Annotated in this window: 18 protein-coding genes and 1 pseudogene; 12 read left to right on the forward strand and 7 right to left on the reverse strand. The window is 62.1% G+C overall.

Annotation, left to right across the window (positions count from 1 at the left end):
• Positions 1 to 96: 96 nt before the first annotated feature.
• Together QM996_RS22290 and QM996_RS22295 are read right to left on the reverse strand one after the other, a co-directional pair.
• Positions 97 to 1,449, reverse strand: coding sequence for a sensor histidine kinase (locus QM996_RS22290; protein ID WP_334198225.1), 1,353 nt, complete (start codon positions 1,447 to 1,449; stop codon positions 97 to 99).
• A complete protein-coding gene (locus tag QM996_RS22295) occupies positions 1,446 to 2,120 on the reverse strand; it encodes a response regulator transcription factor (protein ID WP_247959657.1) in 675 nt (224 codons plus the stop codon). Before QM996_RS22295 ends, QM996_RS22290 begins: the two co-directional genes overlap by 4 nt.
• Positions 2,121 to 2,390: 270 nt before the next feature.
• Between QM996_RS22295 and QM996_RS22300 the strand changes: the two genes are divergently transcribed.
• From QM996_RS22300 to QM996_RS22315, 4 genes are all read left to right on the forward strand, one after another.
• Positions 2,391 to 4,106, forward strand: a complete 1,716-nt coding sequence (locus tag QM996_RS22300; protein ID WP_334198226.1) for a phosphoethanolamine transferase — start codon at positions 2,391 to 2,393, stop codon at positions 4,104 to 4,106.
• Positions 4,107 to 4,275: 169 nt separating this feature from the next.
• The gene (locus QM996_RS22305; protein WP_334198227.1) at positions 4,276 to 4,647 is read left to right on the forward strand and encodes a hypothetical protein; all 372 of its coding nucleotides are present in this window, start codon (positions 4,276 to 4,278) and stop codon (positions 4,645 to 4,647) included.
• A gap of 267 nt (positions 4,648 to 4,914) precedes the next feature.
• Positions 4,915 to 5,583 (forward strand): metallophosphoesterase family protein, encoded by a 669-nt coding sequence (locus QM996_RS22310; protein WP_334198228.1) that lies wholly within the window; start codon positions 4,915 to 4,917, stop codon positions 5,581 to 5,583.
• Positions 5,584 to 5,663: 80 nt separating this feature from the next.
• Positions 5,664 to 6,377: an HAD family hydrolase gene (locus tag QM996_RS22315; protein ID WP_500270472.1), complete on the forward strand. Its 714-nt coding sequence runs from the start codon at positions 5,664 to 5,666 to the stop codon at positions 6,375 to 6,377.
• Between the two features lie 170 nt (positions 6,378 to 6,547).
• Here the strand turns inward: QM996_RS22315 and QM996_RS22320 are convergent.
• Positions 6,548 to 6,901 (reverse strand): annotated as a pseudogene (locus tag QM996_RS22320) (ABC transporter substrate-binding protein); the annotation flags it as partial.
• 185 nt (positions 6,902 to 7,086) lie between these two features.
• Here QM996_RS22320 and QM996_RS22325 point away from each other — a divergent pair.
• From QM996_RS22325 to QM996_RS22340, 4 genes are all read left to right on the forward strand, one after another.
• Complete coding sequence (locus QM996_RS22325) at positions 7,087 to 8,118, forward strand: amino acid ABC transporter substrate-binding protein (protein WP_334198230.1); 1,032 nt, start codon at positions 7,087 to 7,089, stop codon at positions 8,116 to 8,118.
• 166 nt (positions 8,119 to 8,284) lie between these two features.
• The gene (locus QM996_RS22330; protein ID WP_334198231.1) at positions 8,285 to 9,433 is read left to right on the forward strand and encodes an amino acid ABC transporter permease; all 1,149 of its coding nucleotides are present in this window, start codon (positions 8,285 to 8,287) and stop codon (positions 9,431 to 9,433) included.
• Between the two features lie 24 nt (positions 9,434 to 9,457).
• Positions 9,458 to 10,543 carry an amino acid ABC transporter permease gene (locus QM996_RS22335; protein WP_334198761.1) on the forward strand — a complete coding sequence of 362 codons (1,086 nt, stop codon included), beginning with the start codon at positions 9,458 to 9,460 and terminating at the stop codon, positions 10,541 to 10,543.
• Positions 10,536 to 11,990, forward strand: a complete 1,455-nt coding sequence (locus QM996_RS22340; RefSeq protein ID WP_334198232.1) for an amidohydrolase family protein — start codon at positions 10,536 to 10,538, stop codon at positions 11,988 to 11,990. Before QM996_RS22335 ends, QM996_RS22340 begins: the two co-directional genes overlap by 8 nt.
• Positions 11,991 to 12,038: 48 nt before the next feature.
• Here the strand turns inward: QM996_RS22340 and QM996_RS22345 are convergent, their stop codons facing one another.
• Positions 12,039 to 12,626, reverse strand: a complete 588-nt coding sequence (locus QM996_RS22345; RefSeq protein ID WP_334198233.1) for a YqaA family protein — start codon at positions 12,624 to 12,626, stop codon at positions 12,039 to 12,041.
• 158 nt (positions 12,627 to 12,784) lie between these two features.
• Positions 12,785 to 13,687: an AraC family transcriptional regulator gene (locus QM996_RS22350; protein ID WP_334198234.1), complete on the reverse strand. Its 903-nt coding sequence runs from the start codon at positions 13,685 to 13,687 to the stop codon at positions 12,785 to 12,787.
• 98 nt (positions 13,688 to 13,785) lie between these two features.
• Here QM996_RS22350 and QM996_RS22355 point away from each other — a divergent pair, with 98 nt between their 5' ends.
• Positions 13,786 to 14,529 (forward strand): SDR family oxidoreductase, encoded by a 744-nt coding sequence (locus QM996_RS22355; RefSeq protein ID WP_334198235.1) that lies wholly within the window; start codon positions 13,786 to 13,788, stop codon positions 14,527 to 14,529.
• Positions 14,530 to 14,582: 53 nt separating this feature from the next.
• Here QM996_RS22355 and QM996_RS22360 read toward each other — a convergent pair whose 3' ends face one another.
• A complete protein-coding gene (locus QM996_RS22360; protein WP_334198236.1) occupies positions 14,583 to 16,853 on the reverse strand; it encodes a methyl-accepting chemotaxis protein in 2,271 nt (756 codons plus the stop codon).
• A 154-nt stretch (positions 16,854 to 17,007) separates the two neighbouring features.
• Positions 17,008 to 17,655, reverse strand: a complete 648-nt coding sequence (locus tag QM996_RS22365) for a TetR/AcrR family transcriptional regulator (RefSeq protein WP_334198237.1) — start codon at positions 17,653 to 17,655, stop codon at positions 17,008 to 17,010.
• 146 nt (positions 17,656 to 17,801) lie between these two features.
• Here QM996_RS22365 and ligD point away from each other — a divergent pair, with 146 nt between their 5' ends.
• Genes ligD through QM996_RS22380 form a run of 3 tightly spaced genes read left to right on the forward strand, consistent with a single transcriptional unit; the run spans position 17,802 to position 22,260 of the window.
• Entirely contained in the window at positions 17,802 to 20,264 is a 2,463-nt protein-coding gene (gene ligD, locus QM996_RS22370) for a DNA ligase D (protein ID WP_334198238.1), read from the forward strand.
• A 26-nt stretch (positions 20,265 to 20,290) separates the two neighbouring features.
• A complete protein-coding gene (ku, locus tag QM996_RS22375; RefSeq protein ID WP_334198239.1) occupies positions 20,291 to 21,175 on the forward strand; it encodes a non-homologous end joining protein Ku in 885 nt (294 codons plus the stop codon).
• Entirely contained in the window at positions 21,175 to 22,260 is a 1,086-nt protein-coding gene (locus QM996_RS22380) for a tetratricopeptide repeat protein (RefSeq protein ID WP_334198240.1), read from the forward strand. Before ku ends, QM996_RS22380 begins: the two co-directional genes overlap by 1 nt.
• Position 22,261 lies beyond the last annotated feature (1 nt).

Here is a 22,261-nt window from a genome sequence, read left to right on the forward strand (position 1 = left end):
CGGCCGTCGGCGTCAGCGCAAATGGGCGCATGGCGCTAAAGGGCAGGGTCAGGAGGGGAGGGAGCCTATGCTCCCGGAGCGGCCAATTGGCGGGGCTCAGACCGCGGCGGAAAAGTCTATCGAGATCTTGGTTCCGCGCTCCGGCGCCGTATCGACCGAAATCGTCGCCTGATGCAACTCGCTGATGCGCCGGACAATCTTGAGGCCGAGCCCGAGCTGGCCGGAACTCTTCACGTAGCCGAGGTCTTCGTGGTGTTCGGGCAGATCGACGAGCCCTTTGCCATTGTCTTCGACGGAGACCACCGGGCCGGGACCGCAGGCGAGAACGATGCGGGTGCCCGGCGGATTGTGCTTCACCGCGTTCTCGATCAGATTTCGCAGCATGTTTTCGACGAGCGCCGGGATCGCGGTGACCGGTGGCGTGCCTTCGTCGACGAACTCGAGCGATTTGTCGTGGTCGAAGACGAACGGTGCGATGGCCTCCGCAACGGCGGCTCCGATCTGCGACAGGCTGGTGCGCTGGTAGGCGGAGGGATCGACCGCATCGGCCCGCGCCAGAGAGGTTAGCTGCTCAAGAATATGGGTCAGCGCGTCGAGGTCCCTTTCGGCGTTGCGAGCCCTCGGATCGTTGATGCGGCTCAACTCCATCTTGGCGATCGACACCGGCGTCCGGATTTCGTGGGCGATCGAGGACGAGAACAGCTTCTGCGACTGGATGAGGTCGGCCACCCGCGTGAGCATGCGGTTGACGGCAATGACCAGGCGGGCGATCTCCTGCGGCATTCGTGTCAGTGGCAGGCGTGCGCTGCTGTCGCGCGGGTCCAGCGCATCGGCCGCCCTGGCGGCCATCGCGACGGGCTTCAGTGCGCTGCGGATCGACCAGATCGTCGCGCCAATGACGAGACAGAACATCAGAGTCATCGGCACGATCATCGAATCGAACATCTCGTGCAGCAGCGCGCCGTACATGAAGCCGTTGGGATCGTTGAGAATCGCGAGTTCGATGAGCAGGGTGGTGCCGCCGCGTTCGAAAGTCTGGCCGCCGGCGACGCTGAAGGGCTTGCCGGGCGCGATCAGGCGCTTCCAGAATTGCGGTGCATCCATGCTGACCGGCAGGAAATGTCGGGCGCATTCGCTCGTGCAGTTCGAATAGACGATCTCGCCAGAGGCGGTGCGGATGCGGAGGAAGATCGAGCCACCGTTGTCATGACGGTCCTGATAACGCTCGCGCGTCTCGTGATTGGGCTCGTAGCTCACGACGCCATCGCGGACCTGGACGTAGGCCGCCACATTTTCGGTTTCCTGCTGGAGCATGAGGACGCTCAGCTTGTCGTCGTCGAACCAATAGTCGGCAAAGACGACGCCGATCTGAAGCGCCATGGCCACCAGCGAGAAGGCGACGATGCGGCGGGCGACGATGCCGATCAGCGACGGGTTGCGGGTTTTCATGAGGCGCGCCTGAGCAGATAGCCGATGCCGCGCACGGTCTCTATCTGTACGCCGGTGTCAAGCGGTTGCAGGCGCTTTCGGACGCGCGATACGGCGAGCTCGAGCGCATTTGGCGTGACTTCCTGACCGTATTCCGAAAGCGCCGTTTCGAGTTTTCGCTTCGGCACGACGCGGCCGACCTCCCGCATCAGGATTTCCATCAGCGACCGTTCGCGCGGCGGCAACGGCACGACGATGCCGTCACAGGTGAGGTCGGCGGTTGCCGGGTCATATCGCAGGGCGCCTGCCTCCAGCACCGGCTGGACGGCCTGCGGGTTGCGCCTCAGCATCGCGCGGCAACGGGAGAGAAGCTCCCGATGGTGAAACGGTTTTACCAGATAGTCGTCAGCTCCCGCATCGAGCCCGGCGATGCGCTCGTCGACGGATCCCTTGGCGGTGATGATCAGGACGGGCAGTCCCGGATAATCGTGTCGGAGCCGACGAAGCAGGGACAGGCCGTCGCCGTCGGGCAGGCCGAGATCGAGCAGCACGAGATCGTGTTCTCGTCCGGCAATTGCCGTCTCAGCGTCCGCAACGGTTGAAACGGCATCAAGCCTCCAGCCAGCGTCCCGCATGGTTTCGCCGACCAGTTCTACCAGTCGCGGACTGTCTTCAACCAGGAGCAGGCGCATTGAATCGTCTCGATATTACAGGGGCCGTTGTCGACCATATGGGCTTTCGCCTGGGCTGCCAACTCCTGGTCGCAATACCCACTGGCGCGTGCATGGAGCTGGCAACGAGCAATCTTGACGGGGTTTGGACAGCTTGTCCGTTGTATCTCGACCGATGAGGGAGAGGCTGCAACTGAACAGGTGGCCGTATTGCGGTCTCCACTTCGATGAAATGCCGGCGCTTGTGTCGACCATCTCTGATGTTCGCGCAGTCGCCGCTGGAGACCCGCTTTGATACTTTCGAGAATTCGCCGGCCAGAGATCGGTAGCATCGCTCTCAGCGCGCTCGTCAGCGCCTATCTGCTTCTTGTCACCAACAAATCTTTCTGGACCCACGCGGTCGCCTATTTCAACGATTCCGCCGCGGCGCTGCTCTCCTTCAGCGCCGCCCTCTGCCTGCTGACCTTTGCGGCGCTGACGACTGCCTCCGTCAAATATGTGATGAAGCCGGTGCTGATCTTCTTCATCATGGTGTCGGCGTCGGCCTCCTATTTCATCGATTCCTTCGGCGTCATCATCGACAAGGACATGATCGGCAACGCGGCCGTGACCACGCAGGCGGAAGCCGGTCACCTGCTGACCGGCAGCCTGGCGATGCATCTGCTGCTCTACGGCCTGCTTCCCTCGCTTCTCGTCGTCCTGGTCAAGGTCCGCCGCCGCCGCTTTCTCGCCAATGCTGCGGTCAATCTCGCGGTGATCATCCCATGCCTCCTCGTCAGCGGCGGGCTGGTCTATGCGAATTTCGCGAATGTCGCCTACGTGATCCGCGAGCATAAGGACCTGATGAAGCGGTTCAATCCGACCGGGCCGGTGTCGGCGGCGGTGCGATATGCCGCTTCGACCTACAAGGAGCGCAACATCGTCGTACAGCCGCTCGGTACCGATGCGCATCAGGGTTCGCGGATCGCAGCCGCCGGTAAGCCCGTGGTCGTTGTGGTCGTTGCCGGCGAAACCGCGCGCGCAATGAACTTCTCTTTGAACGGCTACGCGCGCGAGACCAATCCGGAACTGAAGGCGCTTGGTGTCGTCAACTACACCAACACGACGAGCTGCGGCACGGCGACGGCGATTTCGCTGCCCTGCATGTTCTCGGTTTATCCGCGCAATGAATATAGCGACTGGAAGGCGCGGTCGACGGAAAATCTGATGAACGTGCTGACGCGTGCCGGCGTCTCGACCACCTGGTGGGACAACAACACCGGCAGCAAGGGTATCGCCGACCTCATCAGCTTCGCCAGCATGACCAACCAGAAGAACAGTCCCCTGTGCAAGAACGGGGAATGCCTGGACGAGATCTTCCTCGGCGAACTCGACAAGAAGCTTCAGGCGACGACCTCGAACAGCGTGATCGTGCTGCACCAGCTCGGTAGCCATGGTCCGTCCTATTATCTGCGCTATCCCGAGCGGTTCCGCCGGTTCACCCCGGATTGCCGCACGCCGGAACTGATGAAGTGCTCGGTCGCCGAGATCACCAATGCCTACGACAACACGATCCTATACACCGACTACGTGCTGGCGAGTGTCGCCCGCCTTCTGGAGAAGCACCAGGACCGCGTCGCCGGGGCGATGATCTACATGTCCGACCACGGCGAGTCGCTCGGCGAAGACGGTATCTATCTGCATGGTGCGCCCTATGCGATCGCCCCGCGCGAGCAGACGCAGGTGCCGTTCGTCGCCTGGTTCTCGAAACCTTATCAGGCGTCCATGGGTGTGGATACCGCCTGTCTCGCCAAGGATACGGCGCAGCCGAAATCGCACGATAATCTCTTCCACACCGTGCTCGGCATGATGAACGTCGAGACCAAGGTCTACAAACGCGACCTCGATGCTTTCGCTAATTGTACGAGGAAGCCGCCCGCCGGCAACCCGGCCTTCCAGTCTGCCGATACCGCCAAGGACCTGCCGGCCGATACAACAGGCCCCGTCGCCTTGCCGGGCGCACTCTGATCTGACCACAAACGCGGTCGCATATCGCTTTTTTTCGGGTTCTCGGAACAAAAGCGCGTTTCGACGCTTCCTTGCATACATGTCCTCGACTCCGCACGGACGGTCGGCGACCCCGTTTGCCATGTCAGTCCGGTGGACAGAGGCGCCAATCCGCTTGCAGGAGGATTAGATGCGCGTCGTCGGTATACAGGTTTCCCCGGAACGGGCCGGTCGGGCCGGATTTAGTGTCGAGTTCGTCGGTGATGGCGGGGAAGTGGTGACCGTGATGTGCCCGCAGGATAGCGCCGGCTCGTTGAACCGGCTCAACGCCGTTGCAAAGGCAAAGGAGATGCTCAAGACGGCGCTCGACGCAGATGAAGCGTTGCAGGCCGCGGGCGCCCCGACGGGTTCGCTACGAGGTCCGCTGCTGAATGCCCGTCAGGCGCACGATCGGGATGCGATGGAAGAACAGCTCGACGAGGGGCTCGAAGATACATTTCCGGCGAGCGATCCGGTATCGATCGCCAGCTCGACGATCGCAAAGGGTCATTCCCGCCGCTGAGGGCTCAGCGGCGATGCCGCCTGTCCGCATCAGGGCGGCAGCCATGGCTTTGGTGAGTTCGTTCCAAAACGTACCTCCGCCTAGTTTCGGCCACCTCGGCGGACTATCGGCAAAATTGTCGGGCACTTTGACGTGATTCGGTTGTTTCGATCGATATCGCGCGCATACGTTTCGACGAAAGACTTGTTATAGTGTTTTGATTTATTGATATTTTCCCCTGGGATCAGCCCGGTCCGAGGGTATGGAGTATGTGTGGAGAGTAGACGCATGGCCGTCCGGCAACTCACCTTCGCGATCGGCGACATTCATGGTTGCCTTGAACAGTTGCGTGTGCTTCTGCACGAGATTGAAGCCTATGCGCCGGCGGGCAGGGTCATCTTTCTCGGCGACTTGATCGACCGGGGGCCTGACAGTCGCGGTGTCGTTGAATTGGTCATGGCCGGCCCCTCCAAGCCCGGTTGGACCTGGCTGACACTCAAGGGCAACCATGAAGATATGCTGTGGGGCGCCAGCAGCGGCGAGTACGACGTTGATTGGTGGCTCGTCAATGGTGGCCAGGAGACGCTGGTCTCCTACAACGGCGTCATTCCCGGTCGGCATTTGAAGTGGATGAAGGAACTCCCAACGATCCTTGTCGAACGACACCGTATTTTCGTGCACGCGGGTGTCGATGAGACGTTGCCGCTGGAGCAGCAAGGCGACGAGATCTTTCTCTGGATCAGGCGACCAGAGGACTATTCCGGCGAGTATTGGGGAAAGCATCTCTGTCATGGACACACACCCAGTACGGCCAACCCGCGTACGATCGGCAACCGGACCAATGTCGACTCCGGCGCCGTCTTCAGCGGCGTCCTGTCCTGTGCCGTTTTCGATGACGATCAGCCCGGTGGCCCGATCGATTTCCTCATGACGACACGAGTCCAGGCCGCGTGCTGAGCGAGGCCACTGGCAGTGCAGGCGCAAATAGCATTGTGTGTCTGATCGTCCGGTAGTAGGTGTGCCTTCTCCACGGGGCGATGTTGCTGCCGCCCGTTTCACCATCTCAGGGGATTGCCTTGGACGCCGCGCCTTCATCCGTTTTCACGAAGAATTTTGCTGCCCTATTGTTCGATATGGATGGCACCTTGCTGAACTCCATGGCCGTGGTCGAGCGTGTCTGGGGCGCCTGGGCCGTGCGCAACGGTCTCGACCCTGTCGAGATGATGAAGACCGTGCACGGCGTGCGCGCCGTCGATACGATCCGTAGCCTGCAACTGCCCGATATCGATCCGGAAAAGGAAGCCTACGATCTGGCGCTTGCCGAGATCGCCGATGTCGAGGGCATCGTCGAGATCCCTGGCGCCGTCGCCTTCCTGAATTCCCTGCCGCCGGAGAAATGGGCGATCGTGACGTCGGCGCCGCTCGACCTGGCGGTGCGCCGTCTTGCGGCTGCCGGCATCCCGACGCCGCAACTGATGATAACCGGCGAAGATGTTTCGACTGGCAAACCCGATCCGCAGGGCTATCGCATGGCTGCTGAGCGTCTGGGGGTGCGGCCGGAGGATTGCCTGGTGTTCGAAGACGCGCCTGCCGGTATCATGGCGGGCCTAGCGGCCGGCGCGGATGTCGTCGTCATCACCGGAGCCCATGAGGCTGCTGCCGACACCCCGCACATGACGCTTGCCCGCTACCATGACATCGAGGTGGAGCTTGCAAGTGACGGCATGCTGTCACTCCGCCGGACGCTCTGAATGCTTGCGAAGAAGCCGAAGGTCGTCACCGACCTTCGGCTTCTTTCTCATCTGCTAAGAGCGGAATGAGGAAAAGTGTTTTGCGGTTTTTCCACCGCATCCCGCTCTCACTTATGAGAATCGATCACGTGTACGGTTTTGGGGCGGTTCGCCCCCAAAGCCATCGTGATCTAAGCGTTGAGCCAGCATTTCGTCAGCGCGTGGCCACCCATCAGTTCGCCGTTCGGATCGTCCACCCAATCGCCGACCTTGTCGCTCGTCGCATCGATGTAGTTGTTGAACATCGGCGCGATGACACCGCCTTCGTCACGCAGAATCATGGCCGCCTGGCGATAGAGCGCCTTGCGTTTGGCCGTGTCGAGTTCGCCGCGGGCCGTGAAGATAAGCTTGTCGAAGTCCTCGCGGAAGAAGCGCGTGTCGTTCCACTCTGCCTTGGATGGATAGGCGATCGAATAGACCTGGTCCTGCGTCGGCCGCCCTGTCAAGTAAGACATGCTGAAGGGCTGCTTGTTCCAAACGTCCGACAGCGCCCGAATATTCTGTCGTCAATATTGTATACAATCATGTTGATGTTTGTATTCTGCTATCGTATGCAACTCATGACGTCGGCAATTGCGGGCCGGAGTCGATCGGTCAGGGAGGAGGCGTGCGATGAGGACCGCACGACCAGGGCCGGTCAGGACAAGGAAAAACCAAAGGGAGGGAATTCATGAAAAACAGGATCCTACAGCTTTGCGCGACCGTTGCGGGCATCGCCGTCGGGCTTGTGGCCGCGACGTCTGCGAACGCGGCGACGACGCTCGAAACGGTCAAGGCGCGCGGCAAGCTGATCTGCGGCGTCTCGATGAGCACGCCGGGTTTTGCCACCGCGGATGCGAAGGGGCACATGCAGGGCTTCGACGTCGACGTTTGTCGCGCTGTCGCCGCCGCCGTTTTCGGTGACCCGGAAAAGGTCGATTTCGTCCTGACGAACATCAACACGCGCTTCCAGGCGCTGCAGTCCGGCGAAATCGACATGCTGTCGCGCCAGACGACCCTTACCTTTTCGCGCGAAGTCTCGCTCGGCCTCGACTTCGGACCGACCGTCTTCTACGACGGCCAGGGGCTGATGGTGGCGAAGTCGCTCGGCGTCAATAGCGCCAAGGAGCTGACGGATGCGGCGATCTGCACGCTGCCCGGCACCACGACCGCTCAAAACCTCAGCGACTTCTTCCGCTCGATCGGCGGCAAGTTCGAACTGGTCGTTTTTGAAAACCCGGACGAAAACCGCAACGCCTTCTTCTCCGGCCGTTGCGAAGCGATCTCGTCCGACCGCTCGGACCTCGCTTCGATCCGCGCCGTCGCCAACAACCCGGACGATTACGTCGTTCTGCCGGAAACCATCTCCAAGGAGCCGCTGGCACCTGCCGTTCGCCAGAACGATTCCAACTGGCGCGACATCGTATCCTGGTCGGCCTGGATGCTGATGGCAGCTGAGGAGCGCGGCATCACCCAGGCCAATGTCGACGAGATGGCCAAGAGCGAGGATCCGGAGATCCAGCGCATGCTCGGCGTCAACGAAGAACTCGGCAAGATGCTGAACCTAGACAACAAGTGGGGCTACAACATCATCAAGGGCGTCGGAAACTACGGTGAAATGTTCGAGCGTAACCTCGGCACCAAGACCGCTCTCGGCCTGACGCGCGGCCCGAATACCCGCTGGAGTGAGGGTGGCCTGCTCTATGCACCGCCGTTCCGCTAAGGATTGACGGGCCCGCGTCTCGGCGCGGGCCCACCTTCCCGCTGCATGTTTCCCTGGATCGTCTCCGATTTGTGGAAGAACTGCGGACGTTCAAAGTGCCAAAGCGACCTCTGCGCCCAGATGAGATCCGCGGCGCTGTAGGTCCTGCCTAAGGGACGGGTGCCCGATGCCCCTGTTTTATGATGCGCGCATTCGCGCCTATCTCTATCAAGCGATCGCCGTCGGCATCGTCTTGCTCATCGCCTGGGTGATGTTCAGCACCGCGAGCGCCAATCTTGCCAAGCAGGATATCGCGACCGGCTTCGACTTCCTGGCGCGCCAGGCCGGCTTCGTCATCACGGAGACCGCGATCACCTACGAGCCAACGGATACGATCGGTCGTGCAATCCTCGTCGGCATTGCCAACACGGTCAAAGTCTCGCTGCTTGCTGCATTGCTTGGCACGATCCTCGGCCTGCTGGTCGGCATTGGGCGGTTGTCGCACAACCCCGTGCTTTCGCGACTGATGCTTGGCTATGTGGAAGCACTCCGCAACGTGCCGCTGCTGCTCTACCTGCTGCTTTGGTATTCGCTGATCATCTCCACGTTTCCGCCGGTCAAGCAGGCGATCCAGATGCTCCCGGGGGTATTCCTGTCGAACAGCGGCCTGGTCATGCCCGCGCTGCATTGGGAAAGCGGATTTGCGGCTTTGGTCACGGCTCTCGTCGTCGCTGTCGTCGCGGCCACTTTCGTCGCGCGGATCCTCGGCCGCAGGCGCGTCGTCACCGGAAAGGACATGCCGGTGGCCGCGATCACCACGCTGGCGTTCTTCCTGCCGATCGCTGCGGCGCTGCTGTTCGCCAACATTTCGGTCGCCTGGGACGTCCCAGTGCTCGGCCGGTTTCGTTTGAGCGGTGGTTATCACCTGCGCCCGGAGTTCGTGGCGCTTCTCCTCGGGCTGACGCTCAGCGTGTCGGCCAATGTTGCGGAGATCGTGCGGGCCGGCATCCAGGCGGTCAGCAAGGGGCAGTGGGAGGCTGCGACGGCGCTTGGCCTCTCACGCGCGCGCACCCTGAAACTGGTGATCCTGCCGCAGGCACTCAGGATCATCATCCCGCCGCTCACCAACACCTATCTGACCGTCTTCAAGAACAGCTCGCTCGCGATCGCCATCGGTTATCCGGACCTGGTGATGGTCTCGAACACGATTATGAACCAGACCGGACAGGCGATTGAATCCATTGCCATTTTCATGGGCGTCTATCTCGGACTGTCGATCCTCATCTCGCTGGTGATGAACTGGTACAACGCCAAGGTCGCGCTGAGGGAGCGCTGAGCCATGACACAGATCGATACCCTCATCAGCGGCTCGACGCTTACGTCCGATCGTGAAGTGCCACCGGCGCCGAAAGGTCGCTGGCTCGCCGCCTATTTCGGAACGCCAGGCAATGTGCTGATCACCATCGTCTGCCTCGGCACGATCTTCGCGCTTGCCAAGCTCGCAATCGGCTGGCTGTTCATCGACGCGACCTTTTCCGGCACGCCGGCGGAATGCAAGGCGACGAGTGGCGCCTGCTGGCCGTTCCTCTCAGCGAAGATGCGCTACATCTTCTTCGGATTCTATCCGTTCGAGGAGCAATGGCGGCCACTCACGGCGATGCTCTTGTTTCTCGGCGCCTGCCTCGTCTCGATGGTGCCGAAGGTCTGGGGACGGACGCTATTCATCGCCTGGATCGCAATCATGCTGCCGACGCTCTATGTGCTGATGGCGGGCGGGTTCTTCGGTCTGACCGTCGTCCCGACGGCGCAATGGGGCGGGCTGCCGCTCTCCTTCATGCTTTCCTTCATCGGTCTTGCCTTCGCGCTGCCGCTCGGCATCGCGCTTGCACTCGCCCGCGCCTCCAGCCTTCCGGCAATCCGCATCCTGGGGGTCAGCTTCATCGAGATCGTGCGCGGCGTGCCGCTGATCAGCATCCTGTTCATGGCAACGGTCATGCTGCCTCTGTTCATGCCAGACGGCATCACCGTCGATAAGCTCATCCGGGCACAGGTGGCGATCATTCTCTTTGCCGCCGCCTATATCGCCGAGATTGTCCGTGGCGGCTTGCAGGCGGTTCCCAAGGGGCAGGTGGAGGCCGGCCATTCGCTTGGCCTGCACTACTGGCAGATCATGCGGAAGATCGTGCTGCCGCAAGCGTTGAAGAAGGTCATCCCGCCGCTCGTCAGCCTCTTCATCGGGTTCTTCCAGGATACGACGCTCGTGACCATCGTCGGCCTGCTCGACTTCCTGGATACCGTGCGTACGGCCATGCGCGATCCGGAATGGCAGGGTATCGCGGTGCTGGAAGGTTATGTTTTCGCGGCCGTCGTCTATTTCGTTTTCAGTGCTTTCATGGGAGCTTATAGCCGTTTCCTCGAGCAATATTTCAGGACCACGCATGACTAAAGAGATCCACGTCATTCGCAATGTGCACACGCTCGTCGCCTTCGATCGCGAGCGCGACGGTCACGTCTATCTGCACGACACCGACATCGCCTATGACGACAAGGGCTTCGTCCATGTTGGCGGCCACTACGACGGGCCATTCGACAGCGAAAGTTCCGGCCGCGACCGGATGATCATGCCGGGCTTCGTCAACGTTCATTGCCATTCCGGCGAAGAGCCGATCTCCAAGGGTATTTTCGAGGACATGGGCACGGCCGCCCTTTGGGGCAACGCGCTCTACGAATACTCCAACCTTCTGGAAATCGACGACGACGCGATCGAGGCGTCGCTGACGGTCATGGTCGGCGATCTGATGCGCAGCGGCGTCACCACGCTGCTCGACATCGCGGGCCCGCATGAAAGCTGGCTGCCGACGCTCGCCCGAAGCGGCGCACGTGCCTTCGTCGCGCCCGGCTTCCGCGAGGCGCAATGGCATGTCGAAGACAGCCACCGCCTCGATTTCCGCTGGGACAAGGCGCGCGGTCGGGAAGCCTTTGCGCGGGCGCTGGAGGTCGTGGACGCAGCGGCGTCGCACCCATCCGGTCGCCTTGGCGGCGTCGTGGCACCGTCGCAGATCGAGACCTGTTCGCCGGAACTGCTGCAGGATGCCGTGACGGCTGCGCGCAAGCGCGGCATTCCGGTCACCATTCACGCCGCTCAGACCATGGCCGAACATGAGGAACTGCTGCGTCGCCACGGGTTGACCGCCGTGCAGTATCTCGAAAGTCTCGGCCTGCTCGGTAAAGATCTGATCCTCGGCCACTGCATCTTCGTCGACAGCCATTCCTGGACCCGGCAACGCACTGAGGTCGATCTGCGGCTGTTGGCCGACCGCAAGACGACCGTTGCCCATTGCCCGGTCACCTTCTCGCGCAGCGGCATGGCGCTGGAATCGGTCGGCCGCTACCGCCGGGCCGGCGTCAATGTCGCGCTCGGAACGGACAGCTATCCCTTCAACATGCTCGAAGAAATGCGCCAGGCGATGATCTGCGCACGGCTCGCCGGCAAGTCCGTCTTCGACGTCGCCACCGGTGACATACTGGAGGCTGCGACCATCGCCGGCGCAAGGGCCCTCGGCCGAGATGATATCGGCCGCATCGCCGTCGGCTCAAAGGCGGATTTCCTCGTGGTCGATCTTCGCCATCACGCGATGCAGCCGGTCTACGATCCGCTACGCAACCTCCTGCATTGCGCGGCTGAGCGGGCGATCGAACGGGTCTATGTCGACGGCACCTGCGTCGTCAGCGGCGGGCGGCCGACCTTGATCGACTACGACGGCGCGCGCGCGAAGCTTCAGGAGGCGCAGGACTATGCGTGCCGCAAGGCGCCCGAGAACGACCCGAGGGGCCGCGGCATGCGGACGCTCGCGCCGCTGTCCTTGCCGACTGCGGTTTCCGCAAAGGCGTAAAGCAAAACGGAACGTGGTTACCCCTGGACGGGTCGGGCAGGGCAGGGATCAGTAGAAAAGGCGGTGGGCGGCGAAGAGGCAGATCAGGACCGCAGCCGCCCCACCGGCAAGCGCGCCAAGCCGCCGCTCGAGAAAATCACGGATCTCTTCGCCAAAGCGGCGCAGCAGCCAGGCAAGCAGGAAGAAGCGCCCGCCGCGTGCAATGATTGCCGACACGATGAAGAAGCCGAGATTGATGTTGGCAGCGCCCGACAGGATGGTCACGACCTTGATCGGCGGCAGATGTGCCAAGCCTGATGTGATGAGCAGCAAGGCCAGCATTTCGGAGTCGACCGACGCCTTCAGATGCTCGAACGTATCGAGCTTGCCGTAGAACTCCAAGAGCGGCCTTGCCAGCGTATCGAAGGCATAGTGGCCGAGATACCAGCCGGCAATACCCCCAAGCACCGAAGCAACGGTGGCGACCAGCGCGTAGCGCCACGCCCGTTCTGGGCGCGCCAGCGCCATTGGGATGAGAAGCAGATCCGCGGGAACCGGAAAAATCGAGCTTTCGACAAAGGCGATGATGCCAAGCCACACAAAGGCGGTTTCTCGTGTCGCGAGCGACATCGTCCAGTCATAGAGGCGTCGGAGCATGAATGGTGCTTCGATGTTGGTGGTGCGCCTCTCTATAGACGACCGAGCAGGGTATAAATGTGGCCGGCTCCGGCATTTGAAGGATTTCTTACGGAAGACGATGCTCTGGAGCAAAGGTGCGGGAGCATCGTTGCGTATTCATCTCAACGCCAAGGCGCTCAGGCACTTGCCATGCGGGCATAGCGGCCGGGCGGCTGGCCGACGTGGCGGCTGAAGGCGGTGCTGAAGGTACTGGCCGAACCGTAGCCGACGCGCTCGGCGACCGAGGCGAGATCAAGATCGCGTTGCCGCAGCAGGTCCTTGGCGATCGCCATGCGCCATACGAGTAGGTACTCCATTGGCGGCACGCCAACGGCGCGGGTGAAGCGCTCGAAGAACACCGAGCGAGAGAGCGCCGCCTCGTTTGCGAGTTCCGCCACGGTCCACGCATGCGCCGGATCGGCGTGGATCTTGCGAATGGCCACCGCCAGCCGCGCGTCTCCGAGGCCACGCAACAGGCCGGGTGTTGCGCTTTCGCCCTGAATGGACCGAAGTGCCTCGACGAGCATCACTTCCACGAGTCGCGCCAGAACCAGGTCTCGTCCTGGCCGTTCGTCACGCGCCTCGTCGCCAACCAGGCGCACAAGCGTCGAAAGCCGATCGATCCCGCGCAGATGCATCAATGCCGGCAACAGTGAAACAAGCAGTCCGGCATCGGGCGAGTCGAGGACGAAATAGCCGCCGAGCAGGCGCACGTCCGGTTCGCCATGCTGCCTGCCGTGGCGAACCTCGTCCGTCGGCGCCGGCACTGCCTTGGGATCGATGAAGGTTGGTTGAACCGGGTCGAACCCCGAAAGGGTGAAGCCCGGGGTCGTTGGCAGCAGCACGAAGTCGCCGGCCCCCAGCGTGACGGGTGTCTCGCCATCGACGGCCAGCCGGCAAGCCCCCTCGACGACCGTGCAGAAGCTCGGCTCTCCGAATTCGGCATAGCGCACGGCCCAGCGGCCAGCGCCGCTGATGCCCTTGGTGAACACCGTGCGTGGGCGAAGAAGCTGGATGAGCTGTGAGAGCGGATCGATCATTCTCAGGACGATAGCAAATGAAATCAGGACTTCAAGCCGTAGATCGTCCTGGCTGTGAACGCTATCCGTTCTCCATCGAAACAACTGAGGTTTAAGCGATGAAGACCGTATTGATTACCGGCTGCTCCTCCGGCTACGGACTGGAGACGGCGCGGCGCTTCCATGCCGAGGGCTGGAACGTCATCGCCACGATGCGTACGCCGCGCCGAGACATTCTGCCGAAATCCGAGCGGCTCCGGGTCTTGCCTCTCGATGTCACTGATCCCGAGAGCATCTCAGCGGCGATCGAGGAGAGCGGCCCCATCGACGCGCTCGTGAACAACGCCGGTATCGGCGTGGTGGGTGCCTTCGAAGCGACGCCGATGTCCCATATCCGCAAGATCTTCGACACCAACACCTTCGGGGTGATGGCCATGGCGCAGGCGGTGATCCCGCAGTTTCGTACCCGCAAGGCGGGTGTCATCGTCAACGTTACGTCCACGGTGACGCTTGCCGCCATGCCGCTCGCCGCAGCCTACACGGCAAGCAAGACGGCGATCACCGGCTTCACCGGTTCGCTCGCCCACGAATTGGAAGCCTTCAACGTGAGGGTCAAACTGGTCGAACCCGGCTACGCGCCGACCACGCGCTTGGCCCACAACACAACGATGCGCGTCGAGAACCTGATCCCGGCCGCCTACGCCGATTTCGCCGCACCCATCTTCGCGCAGTTTGCGGCTCCGCCGTTGGTCACGACTGAAACCGATGTGGCGGAGGCTGTTTGGCGGGCGGTGAACGATCTTTCCGGCCAGCTCCATTTTCCGGCCGGTGCCGATGCGGTGGCGCTGGCCAAAGCAGGTTGATGCCGCCCTTCGGCGCGGATACGCCGACGGTGCGCGGTCCGGCCATCCAAGCGCTAAGCGATCAGGCGGGGGCGTGCATCCGTCTCCGTCTGATCGCGTAGGCTGGATGTCGTGCGGAAGCGCTCGACGAGGTCGAAGAGGCCGGACGCCTGGCTTGAGAGCCGATGGGTCATGGCGGTGCTGTCTTCGACCATCGCATTGTTCTGCTGCGTCACGGCGTCGAGCGAGAGCATGGTCTGGTTGATGTGTTGCAGATCGTTCGCCTGGTCGCGCGCATCGCCGGCAATCTGTTGTGTCTGCTCATTGATCGCATGGATTTGGCCGGAGATTTCGTCGAGCGCATCGCCTGCCGCCCGGACCAGCGAAACGCCCTTCGTCACCTCCTCGGCCGAGGTGGTGATGATCGCCTTGATTTCCCGGGCAGCGAGAGCGGATTTCTGTGCCAGCTCCCGCACTTCATGCGCGACGACGGCAAAGCCCTTGCCCGCTTCGCCGGCACGGGCCGCCTCGACCCCCGCATTCAACGCCAAGAGGTTGGTCTGGAACGCGATGTCGTTGATCGTGCCGATGATCTGGGAAATGGCGGCCGATCCCTTCTCGATCTGGGCCATGGCGCTGACGGCATTCATGACCACCTGACCGGAGCGGTCGGAACTGGCCTTGGCCGCAGCGGCGATCGTCGTGGCCGATGAGGCGTGTTCGGCAGTGCGCTCGATGGTCGCGGTGATTGCGCTCAGCGCTGCGGTTGCTTCCTCCAATGTCGCCGCCTGATGTTCGGTGCGCTTGGCAAGCTGGCCGATGGCGTCGCGCATCTCGCTGGTTTCGCCGTCGATGTCAGCGCTTCTCGCCTTCACGTCACCGAGTGTGACGGCAAGGCTTTCGAGCGACAGGTTGAAGTCCGAGCGCAGGCGATCGAAACCGGCGCCGAAGGGCCGGTCGATGCGTGCGGTCAGGTCGCCTTGAGACAGCCGCTCCAGCCCGGACGCCAGCATCTCCACCGCCTCGTTGATGTGGCGCGACACTTCGGACTGGGTCGTCTCGCGCACTTGCCGTTCCTCTTCGATCATGGTCCGCGTTTCCGTCGCCTCGGTTTCAAGGCGGGCGCGATCGAGAAGCGCATCACGGAAGACGAGGACGGACCGGGCCATGTCGCCAATCTCGTCCTTGCGGTCCCGGCCGACACCGCCGATCGTCGTATCGCCGTCAGCGAGCTGGCTCATATCACGGACGAGACCCGTGATCGGGCGCGTCAGCCGGCGTGAATACCAGATGGAAATCGCCAGCGCTGCCGCAAGGACGGCGAGGGCCGTCGCGAGCGTCCAGTTGCGCAACGCGGTGACGGCGGCAAAGGCCTCCCGTGAGGTCATCACCGCGGCCATGGTCCAGCGGGTGCCGAAAGCATCGAGGCTGGTGGCAGCCATCTGCGTTTCCTCACCGCGGAAATCGGCGAGCCTGCTGCTGATTATGCCATCTTCCCCTAGGTGATCGGCCACGATCCGGGCCTTGAGGATATCGTTGTCGGGTGTGACAGCGCTGTCGGCGAGGAAAAATCCGTTGCCGTCGAGAAGGATTGTTTCGCCAGTCTCGCCAAGGCCGGTGCGGTTGCCGACGATCTCGCCAATGCGTGCGTTCGGCATCTCCAGGATCAAGGTGCCGATCTTGCCGTCGATCGATTCCAGCGGGATGGCGATGAACGCCGCGGGGCTGCCACCGAGCGGCGAATAGGCCTCGTAGGACGCGAAGGCCAGCTTGCTTTTGTCGGTTCCTTCGGCGGTCTCCCGGAAAATCCGGCCAAGCCCCGTGTCCTTCCAGGTTTGGTCCTTCAGGTTGACGGCAAAGTCGCCCTTCTTGTTGAGCGAGTAGACGACGTCACCGCTGAGATTGGCGAGCAGCACGTCGCGATAACCGTGGGCCTCTGCGAAGCGTCGAAAGAATGGGTGATAGCGCGCGTGCAGGGCGTCGTAATCGTCGACACCGGCAGAACTGTAGAGCGCGCGCCTGTCTTCGGGGTTGGGGTTTTCCGAAAGGTAACGGCGCTGCAATTCGCTTTCGGCCTTGTCGCCGAAAGTGGCGGCAGCACCATTGAGATCGCTGAGCGCTTTGGAGACCGATTTTTGCGCCTGCAGATTGCGCAGGTCGTTTTCTATCGTGGTGAGGTAATGGCGAAGCTCGTTGCGGCGGGCATCGGCGAGCGCCTCCAACTTTTCGATTGCTGCGCGCGATGACAGGTCGCCGCTCACCGTCAGGCTGGCAAGACTGGTAGCAGCGATGGAGAAGGCAGCCAGAGCCGCCGCTGCGAGGGGTAGCTTCGCGGACAAACGCATAACAATCACCGGGCTTCAAGGGAGAGGGGCCATGCCGAAGGGCTGGTCGCGACGCCTCATGCGCCCGGCGAGAGCGTTCCCGCGCGAAGAGTTATACGGTCTCAGATTACAGTTTGATGACGTTTGGATGACAATGCGAAAGATTGGCTGTGGACTATCTCGGTAGGGTACCCGTCAGAAAAATTTCTGCGCAACGTTCCGCACGGGCCATGATCGTCGCCTCATCGATGCCGCCGATGCGGCCCATCATGACGGCGCGTTGCGGCTCCATCGCCATCATTCCGCGCAACATGCCCGCCGCCATATGGGGATCGTCGACGACGAGGCGACCGAGAGCCGCTTGCGCCCTCAGCCAGCGCTCCAGCGTTGCATTCGTCCGCTCGATCGCCCGCTCCCAGAAGGTGGCGGCGATCTCCGGAAAGCGCTCCGCCTCCGCGAGCACCAGACGTATGATGGCGATCGTATTGGCCGCGAGAACGAGGTGCCCATAGGCGGCAAGCAGCCGCACGAGACCGGTCTTCACGTTAACGGCGTCCAGATGCTCTTCGTCCGCTTCGAGCACGAATTCTGCGATCCTGAAGGAGATGACACACTCGAAGAGATCGGCCTTGGTGGGAAAGAGGCGGTAAAGCGTCTTGGTGGAGACGCCGGAATTCTGGGCGATGACGTTGATGTTGGCGGTCTCATAGCCGAGGTCGCAGAATTGCCTTTCGGCGGCCAGGATAATCACCTTGCGGGTCTCGTCGTCGGGGCGGACCTGGGGGCGGCCACGGGAGCGTGGCGATTTCTGCTTTTCGACCATCGTGACTTTCCAAATTCCTTGCGATTCTTAGTCGGTGCGACATAGGAAAGCAAACACTTTCCGAAGTCGGCATGAGCGTGGCCGCAGTATTCCCCGTGCCTTCGGTGGATATTGCGGCCTTTGCGAACACGTCCTAGCTTTGCGACATGGCGACGTCGAAGCTCACGGCCTACCGCGCGAAGCGGGACTTTTCCAGGACTCCGGAGCCCGCCGGAGAAACCGGCAGGGAGGGCAATCGTTTTGTCGTGCACAAGCACCACGCCACGGCCGATCATTATGATCTCCGGCTTCAGGTCGGCGACGTCCTGAAAAGCTGGGCGGTTCCGAAGGGACCATCTCTCAACCCCGCCGACAAGCGGCTGGCGGTCGAAACCGAAGACCACCCGCTCGACTATATCGACTTCGAAGGTGTCATTCCGGAAGGAGAGTATGGCGGCGGGCCGATGATCGTCTGGGATACCGGCGTCTGGGCGCCGATGGACGATATCGAAAAGAGCCTGAGGACCGGGGCCTTCAAGTTTCGTCTGGCCGGCGAAAAACTCAATGGCGGCTGGATGCTGACACGGCTGAAGCCGAAGCCGGGTGAGGGGGACCAGTGCAACTGGCTGCTCTTCAAGGAGCATGACCTTGCCGCCGACCCCGAGGTCGACATCCTGACGTTGCGCCCCGAAAGCGTAAAAAGCGGACGGCGGATCGAGGAACTGGTCGAGCCGCCGAAGAAGCCGGCAAAGCGGATCGTTCTCAGACCCGGCGCGCTGCCAGGCGCCGTGAACGGTCCAAAGCCGCAGCGGATCGAGCCGCAGCTTGCCAGCCAGACGCCGAAGCCGCCGGGCGGTCCGGGGGACAAGCAGGTTTGGCTGCACGAGATCAAGTTCGATGGTTATCGGACGATGGCGGATATCTCGGATGGCCACGTCCGGTTGATTACCCGCAGCGGACTGGACTGGACGAAACGCTACGGCGACTTGCCAGACGCTTTTCGGAAGCTGCCCTGCCGCGAAGCGATCATCGACGGAGAGATCGTCGTTCTCGACGACAACGGCATCAGCCGCTTCGCGCTTTTGCAGGACGCGCTTTCGACCGGCGCCGACAGCAAGCTGGTCTTCTATGCCTTCGACATTCTCTACCTCGATGGGTGGAACCTGACCGAAGCCCCGCTGGAAAAGCGGAAAGGGCTGTTGGCGCAACTGCTTCAGGGGCAGGTATCCAGCCGCTCGGCCATCCAGTTCAGCGATCATGTCGAGGGCGACGGGCACGGGCTTTACGACCAAGCCTCGGAATTGGGACTGGAGGGGATCGTTTCGAAGCGCGCCTCGGCGCCCTATCGAAGCGGCCGCACGCAGACCTGGACCAAGACGAAGGCGCTTCAGATCGGCGACTTCGTAATCGCCGGGTACACGACCTCGCAGGCGGCCGAAGGTCTTGCTTCCCTGGCTCTCGGCGAGTGGCAAGATGGCGAGCTGCAATATCGCGGCAAGGTCGGAACCGGCTTCGATGCGCAAACCGCCGGGCAGCTGCTCACCCGGTTGGAGGCGCTACACGGCGACGCGGCCGCGCTCGAAGGCGCGCCAAGGGAAATTACCTGGGTTCGGCCGGTGCTGAGCGCCCGCATCCATTACTCCAATCGCACCTCCGACAATCTCCTGCGCCATGCAGTGTTCAAGGGGCTTCGCGATGTCGAGCTTTCGGCGCCGGCGCGGCCGCCGCGCAAGCGGCTGATCACCGATGCCGATCTCGCAAGCATTCAGGTCACCAATGCCGACCGCCGGGTATTCGGCAAATCCGGACCGACCAAGCTCGACATTGCCCTCTACTACGCGCTCGTCGGCGACTTCATGCTGCCGCACATTCTCGGGCGCCCGGTGTCGCTCTTCCGTTGCCCGACAGGAAAACGCGCGGATTGCTTCTTCCAGCGTCATCCCTTCACCGGAATGCCCCCCTCGATCGTCAGCTTCAAGTCGACCAATTCCGAAGGTGAGACCAAGTCCTTTCTGTCGATCGAAGGCACGAAGGGGTTTTTGGCGCTGGCACAGTTCGGCGTGATCGAGCTTCACAGCTGGGGTACAAAGCGCGAGCGGCTGGAAAAGCCCGACCGCATCGTCTTCGACCTCGATCCCGGCCAGGGCATCGCCTGGCGCGACGTGGTCGAGGCAGCGATCCACATCCGCGGCGAACTGGAAGCGCTCGGTCTCGTCCCCTTCGTCAAGACTTCCGGCGGTAGCGGCATCCACGTCGTCGTGCCGGTGACGCCGAAGCTGGACTGGAAGAAGACGCATCAGGCGACGAGCGCGATCGCGACACGGCTGGCGGCGACAGCACCGCAGACCTTCACCACCACGATGGGCAAGGAGAACCGCATCAAGCGTATCTTCATCGATTTCCATCGCAATGCCCGCAGCCATACGGCGGCCGCACCCTATTCGCTGCGCGCACGCACAAATCTGCCCGCCTCGACGCCGCTCAACTGGGCGGATCTGGAGACGCTCGACGCTCCGGAGGATTTGAACTATTCTTCGCTGCCTGGACTTCTGGATACTTTCGGCGATCCTTGGGCGGATATCGACGACTTTGCCAAGGATTTGCCGCTTCTGTCCGAAACGAGGACGTAATGCGTTTGGCCGCGTAGGAGACAATCATGGCGCCCAGGGCAAGTTGGAAGGGTTATCTCAAACTCAGTCTCGTCAGTTGTCCCGTCAGGCTCTATCCGGCGACCAGTTCGAGCGAACGGATCAGCTTCAATCAGCTTCACAAGGACACCCACAACCGGATCAACATGAAGCCGGTCGACCCCGAGCTCGGCCTCGTCGAGCGCTCGGATCTGGTCAAGGGTTACGAATACGAAGACAAGAAATATATCATCATCGAGGACAGCGATCTCGAAAGCGTCAGGATCGAATCCAATCACACGATGAACATCGAGGCCTTTGTCGATGAAGGCTCCGTTGACGTGATCTACCAGGACGCGCCCTATTATCTGGCACCCGATGGCGCGATGGCGGAGGAAACCTTCGTGGTCCTGCGCGAGGCGCTGAAGAGGACCGGCAAGCTGGCGATCGCGCGGCTGGTTCTTTCGAGCCGCGAGCGGGTGGTGACCATCGGCGCACGCGAGACGGGGATGTTCGTGTGCACGCTGAGGAATCCGAGCGAAGTGCGTGGAACGGCTGAGTATTTCGGCAATATTCCTGTCGGTCATCCCGACCCGGAAATGCTTCAGCTTGCCGAGGCCCTGATCCAGCAGAAGATGACGGTCTTCGATCCAAAGAACTACGAGGATCGTTACGAGATCGCGCTGATGAAGATGATCCGCGAGAAGCTCAAAGGCCACAAGCCGATCATCGCCGCAGCACCTGAACGCGGCAACGTCATCAATCTCATGGACGCCCTGAAGGCGAGCCTTTCGCAATCGAAGCCGCCGGCAAAGAGCAAGACGAAGGCCGAACCGGCGGCCAAGGAAACCGCCAAGGCGACAGCCCCGGCCAAGCGTACGGCCGCCAAGTCTACCGCGAAGAAGAAAGCCTGATGGCGGTTGCTGGCCAGACATTCGGTATCGTTGGTGCTCTCTCGGCCTTCCCACGACGGCTGGTGGCGCGGGAGGTCGAGCGGCAATTCGGGCATCTGCGACGTGGCGTCACACGGCAGACGACATATCTCGTGTTCGGCCGCAGCCTGCTGGCGAAGTGGAGCGAAGCCGAAATCGAAGCCCGCTTCGAGGCGGAGCGTGCAGCCGGGCGGTGGCTCGTCAGCGAGAACGGTTTTCTCCGTCTCTTGGGGCTGCTGTCGGTGCCGGTGGCATCGGCGCTGACGCGCCAGTCGGTGGTCGATCAGGCCAAGCTCTCCCCGCGGGTCTTCGATCTCTTGTCCCTGTTCGATGCCTTCGAGCATGACAGCGAACCCTATTCGTTCCGCGACCTGATCCTCGCCAGGAAGTATGCAGAACTGATCACGAGCGGGGCGAGTTGGGGTGCAATCGCCCGGTCCGTGCATCGCTCCGGACAGGTCGCCTCGCTGACGGCGCTTTCCCTGCATCACGATGGTACCAATACGATATACGCTCGCAGCGCCGCGGGGCTGAGTGAGCTGAATGGACAGTTGCTCTTCGATCTCGACACGCCCGACGACGCCGCCCTGGAGGACCTCTTCGATCTCGCTGAGGAGGCGGAGGCGAATGGCGATTATGAGCAAGCCGCCGCCATTTACCAGCGCTACCTCGCGATGGACCGAACGGATTCAGTCGCGGCTTTCAATCGTGCCAACTGCCTCAAGGCCGCGGGACGAGACTTGGATGCGGCGCATGACTATGCCCGCGCAATCAAGCTCGATCCATCCTTTGTCGAGGCCTGGTTCAATTTGGCCGGGCTGATGAGCGAGCGCGGACGGATCGATGCCGCCCGCAGGCACCTCAAGAAGGCGATCGAGCTCGACGGCGACTATACCGACGCCGTTTTCAATCTGGCAAAACTCGAATTTGATGCCGGTGACCTTGCGGAGGCCAGACGCTGGTGGAGCCGCTATCTCGAACTCGACAGCGATAGCGAGTGGGCGCGAATGGCCGAACGCGGCGTGCAGTATGTCGATCTGCATCTGCGTCCAAGGACGGCAGGCTGAC

Origin of the sequence: Sinorhizobium chiapasense, assembly GCF_045277575.1 — a bacterium.
GTDB lineage: Bacteria > Pseudomonadota > Alphaproteobacteria > Rhizobiales > Rhizobiaceae > Ensifer > Ensifer chiapasense_A.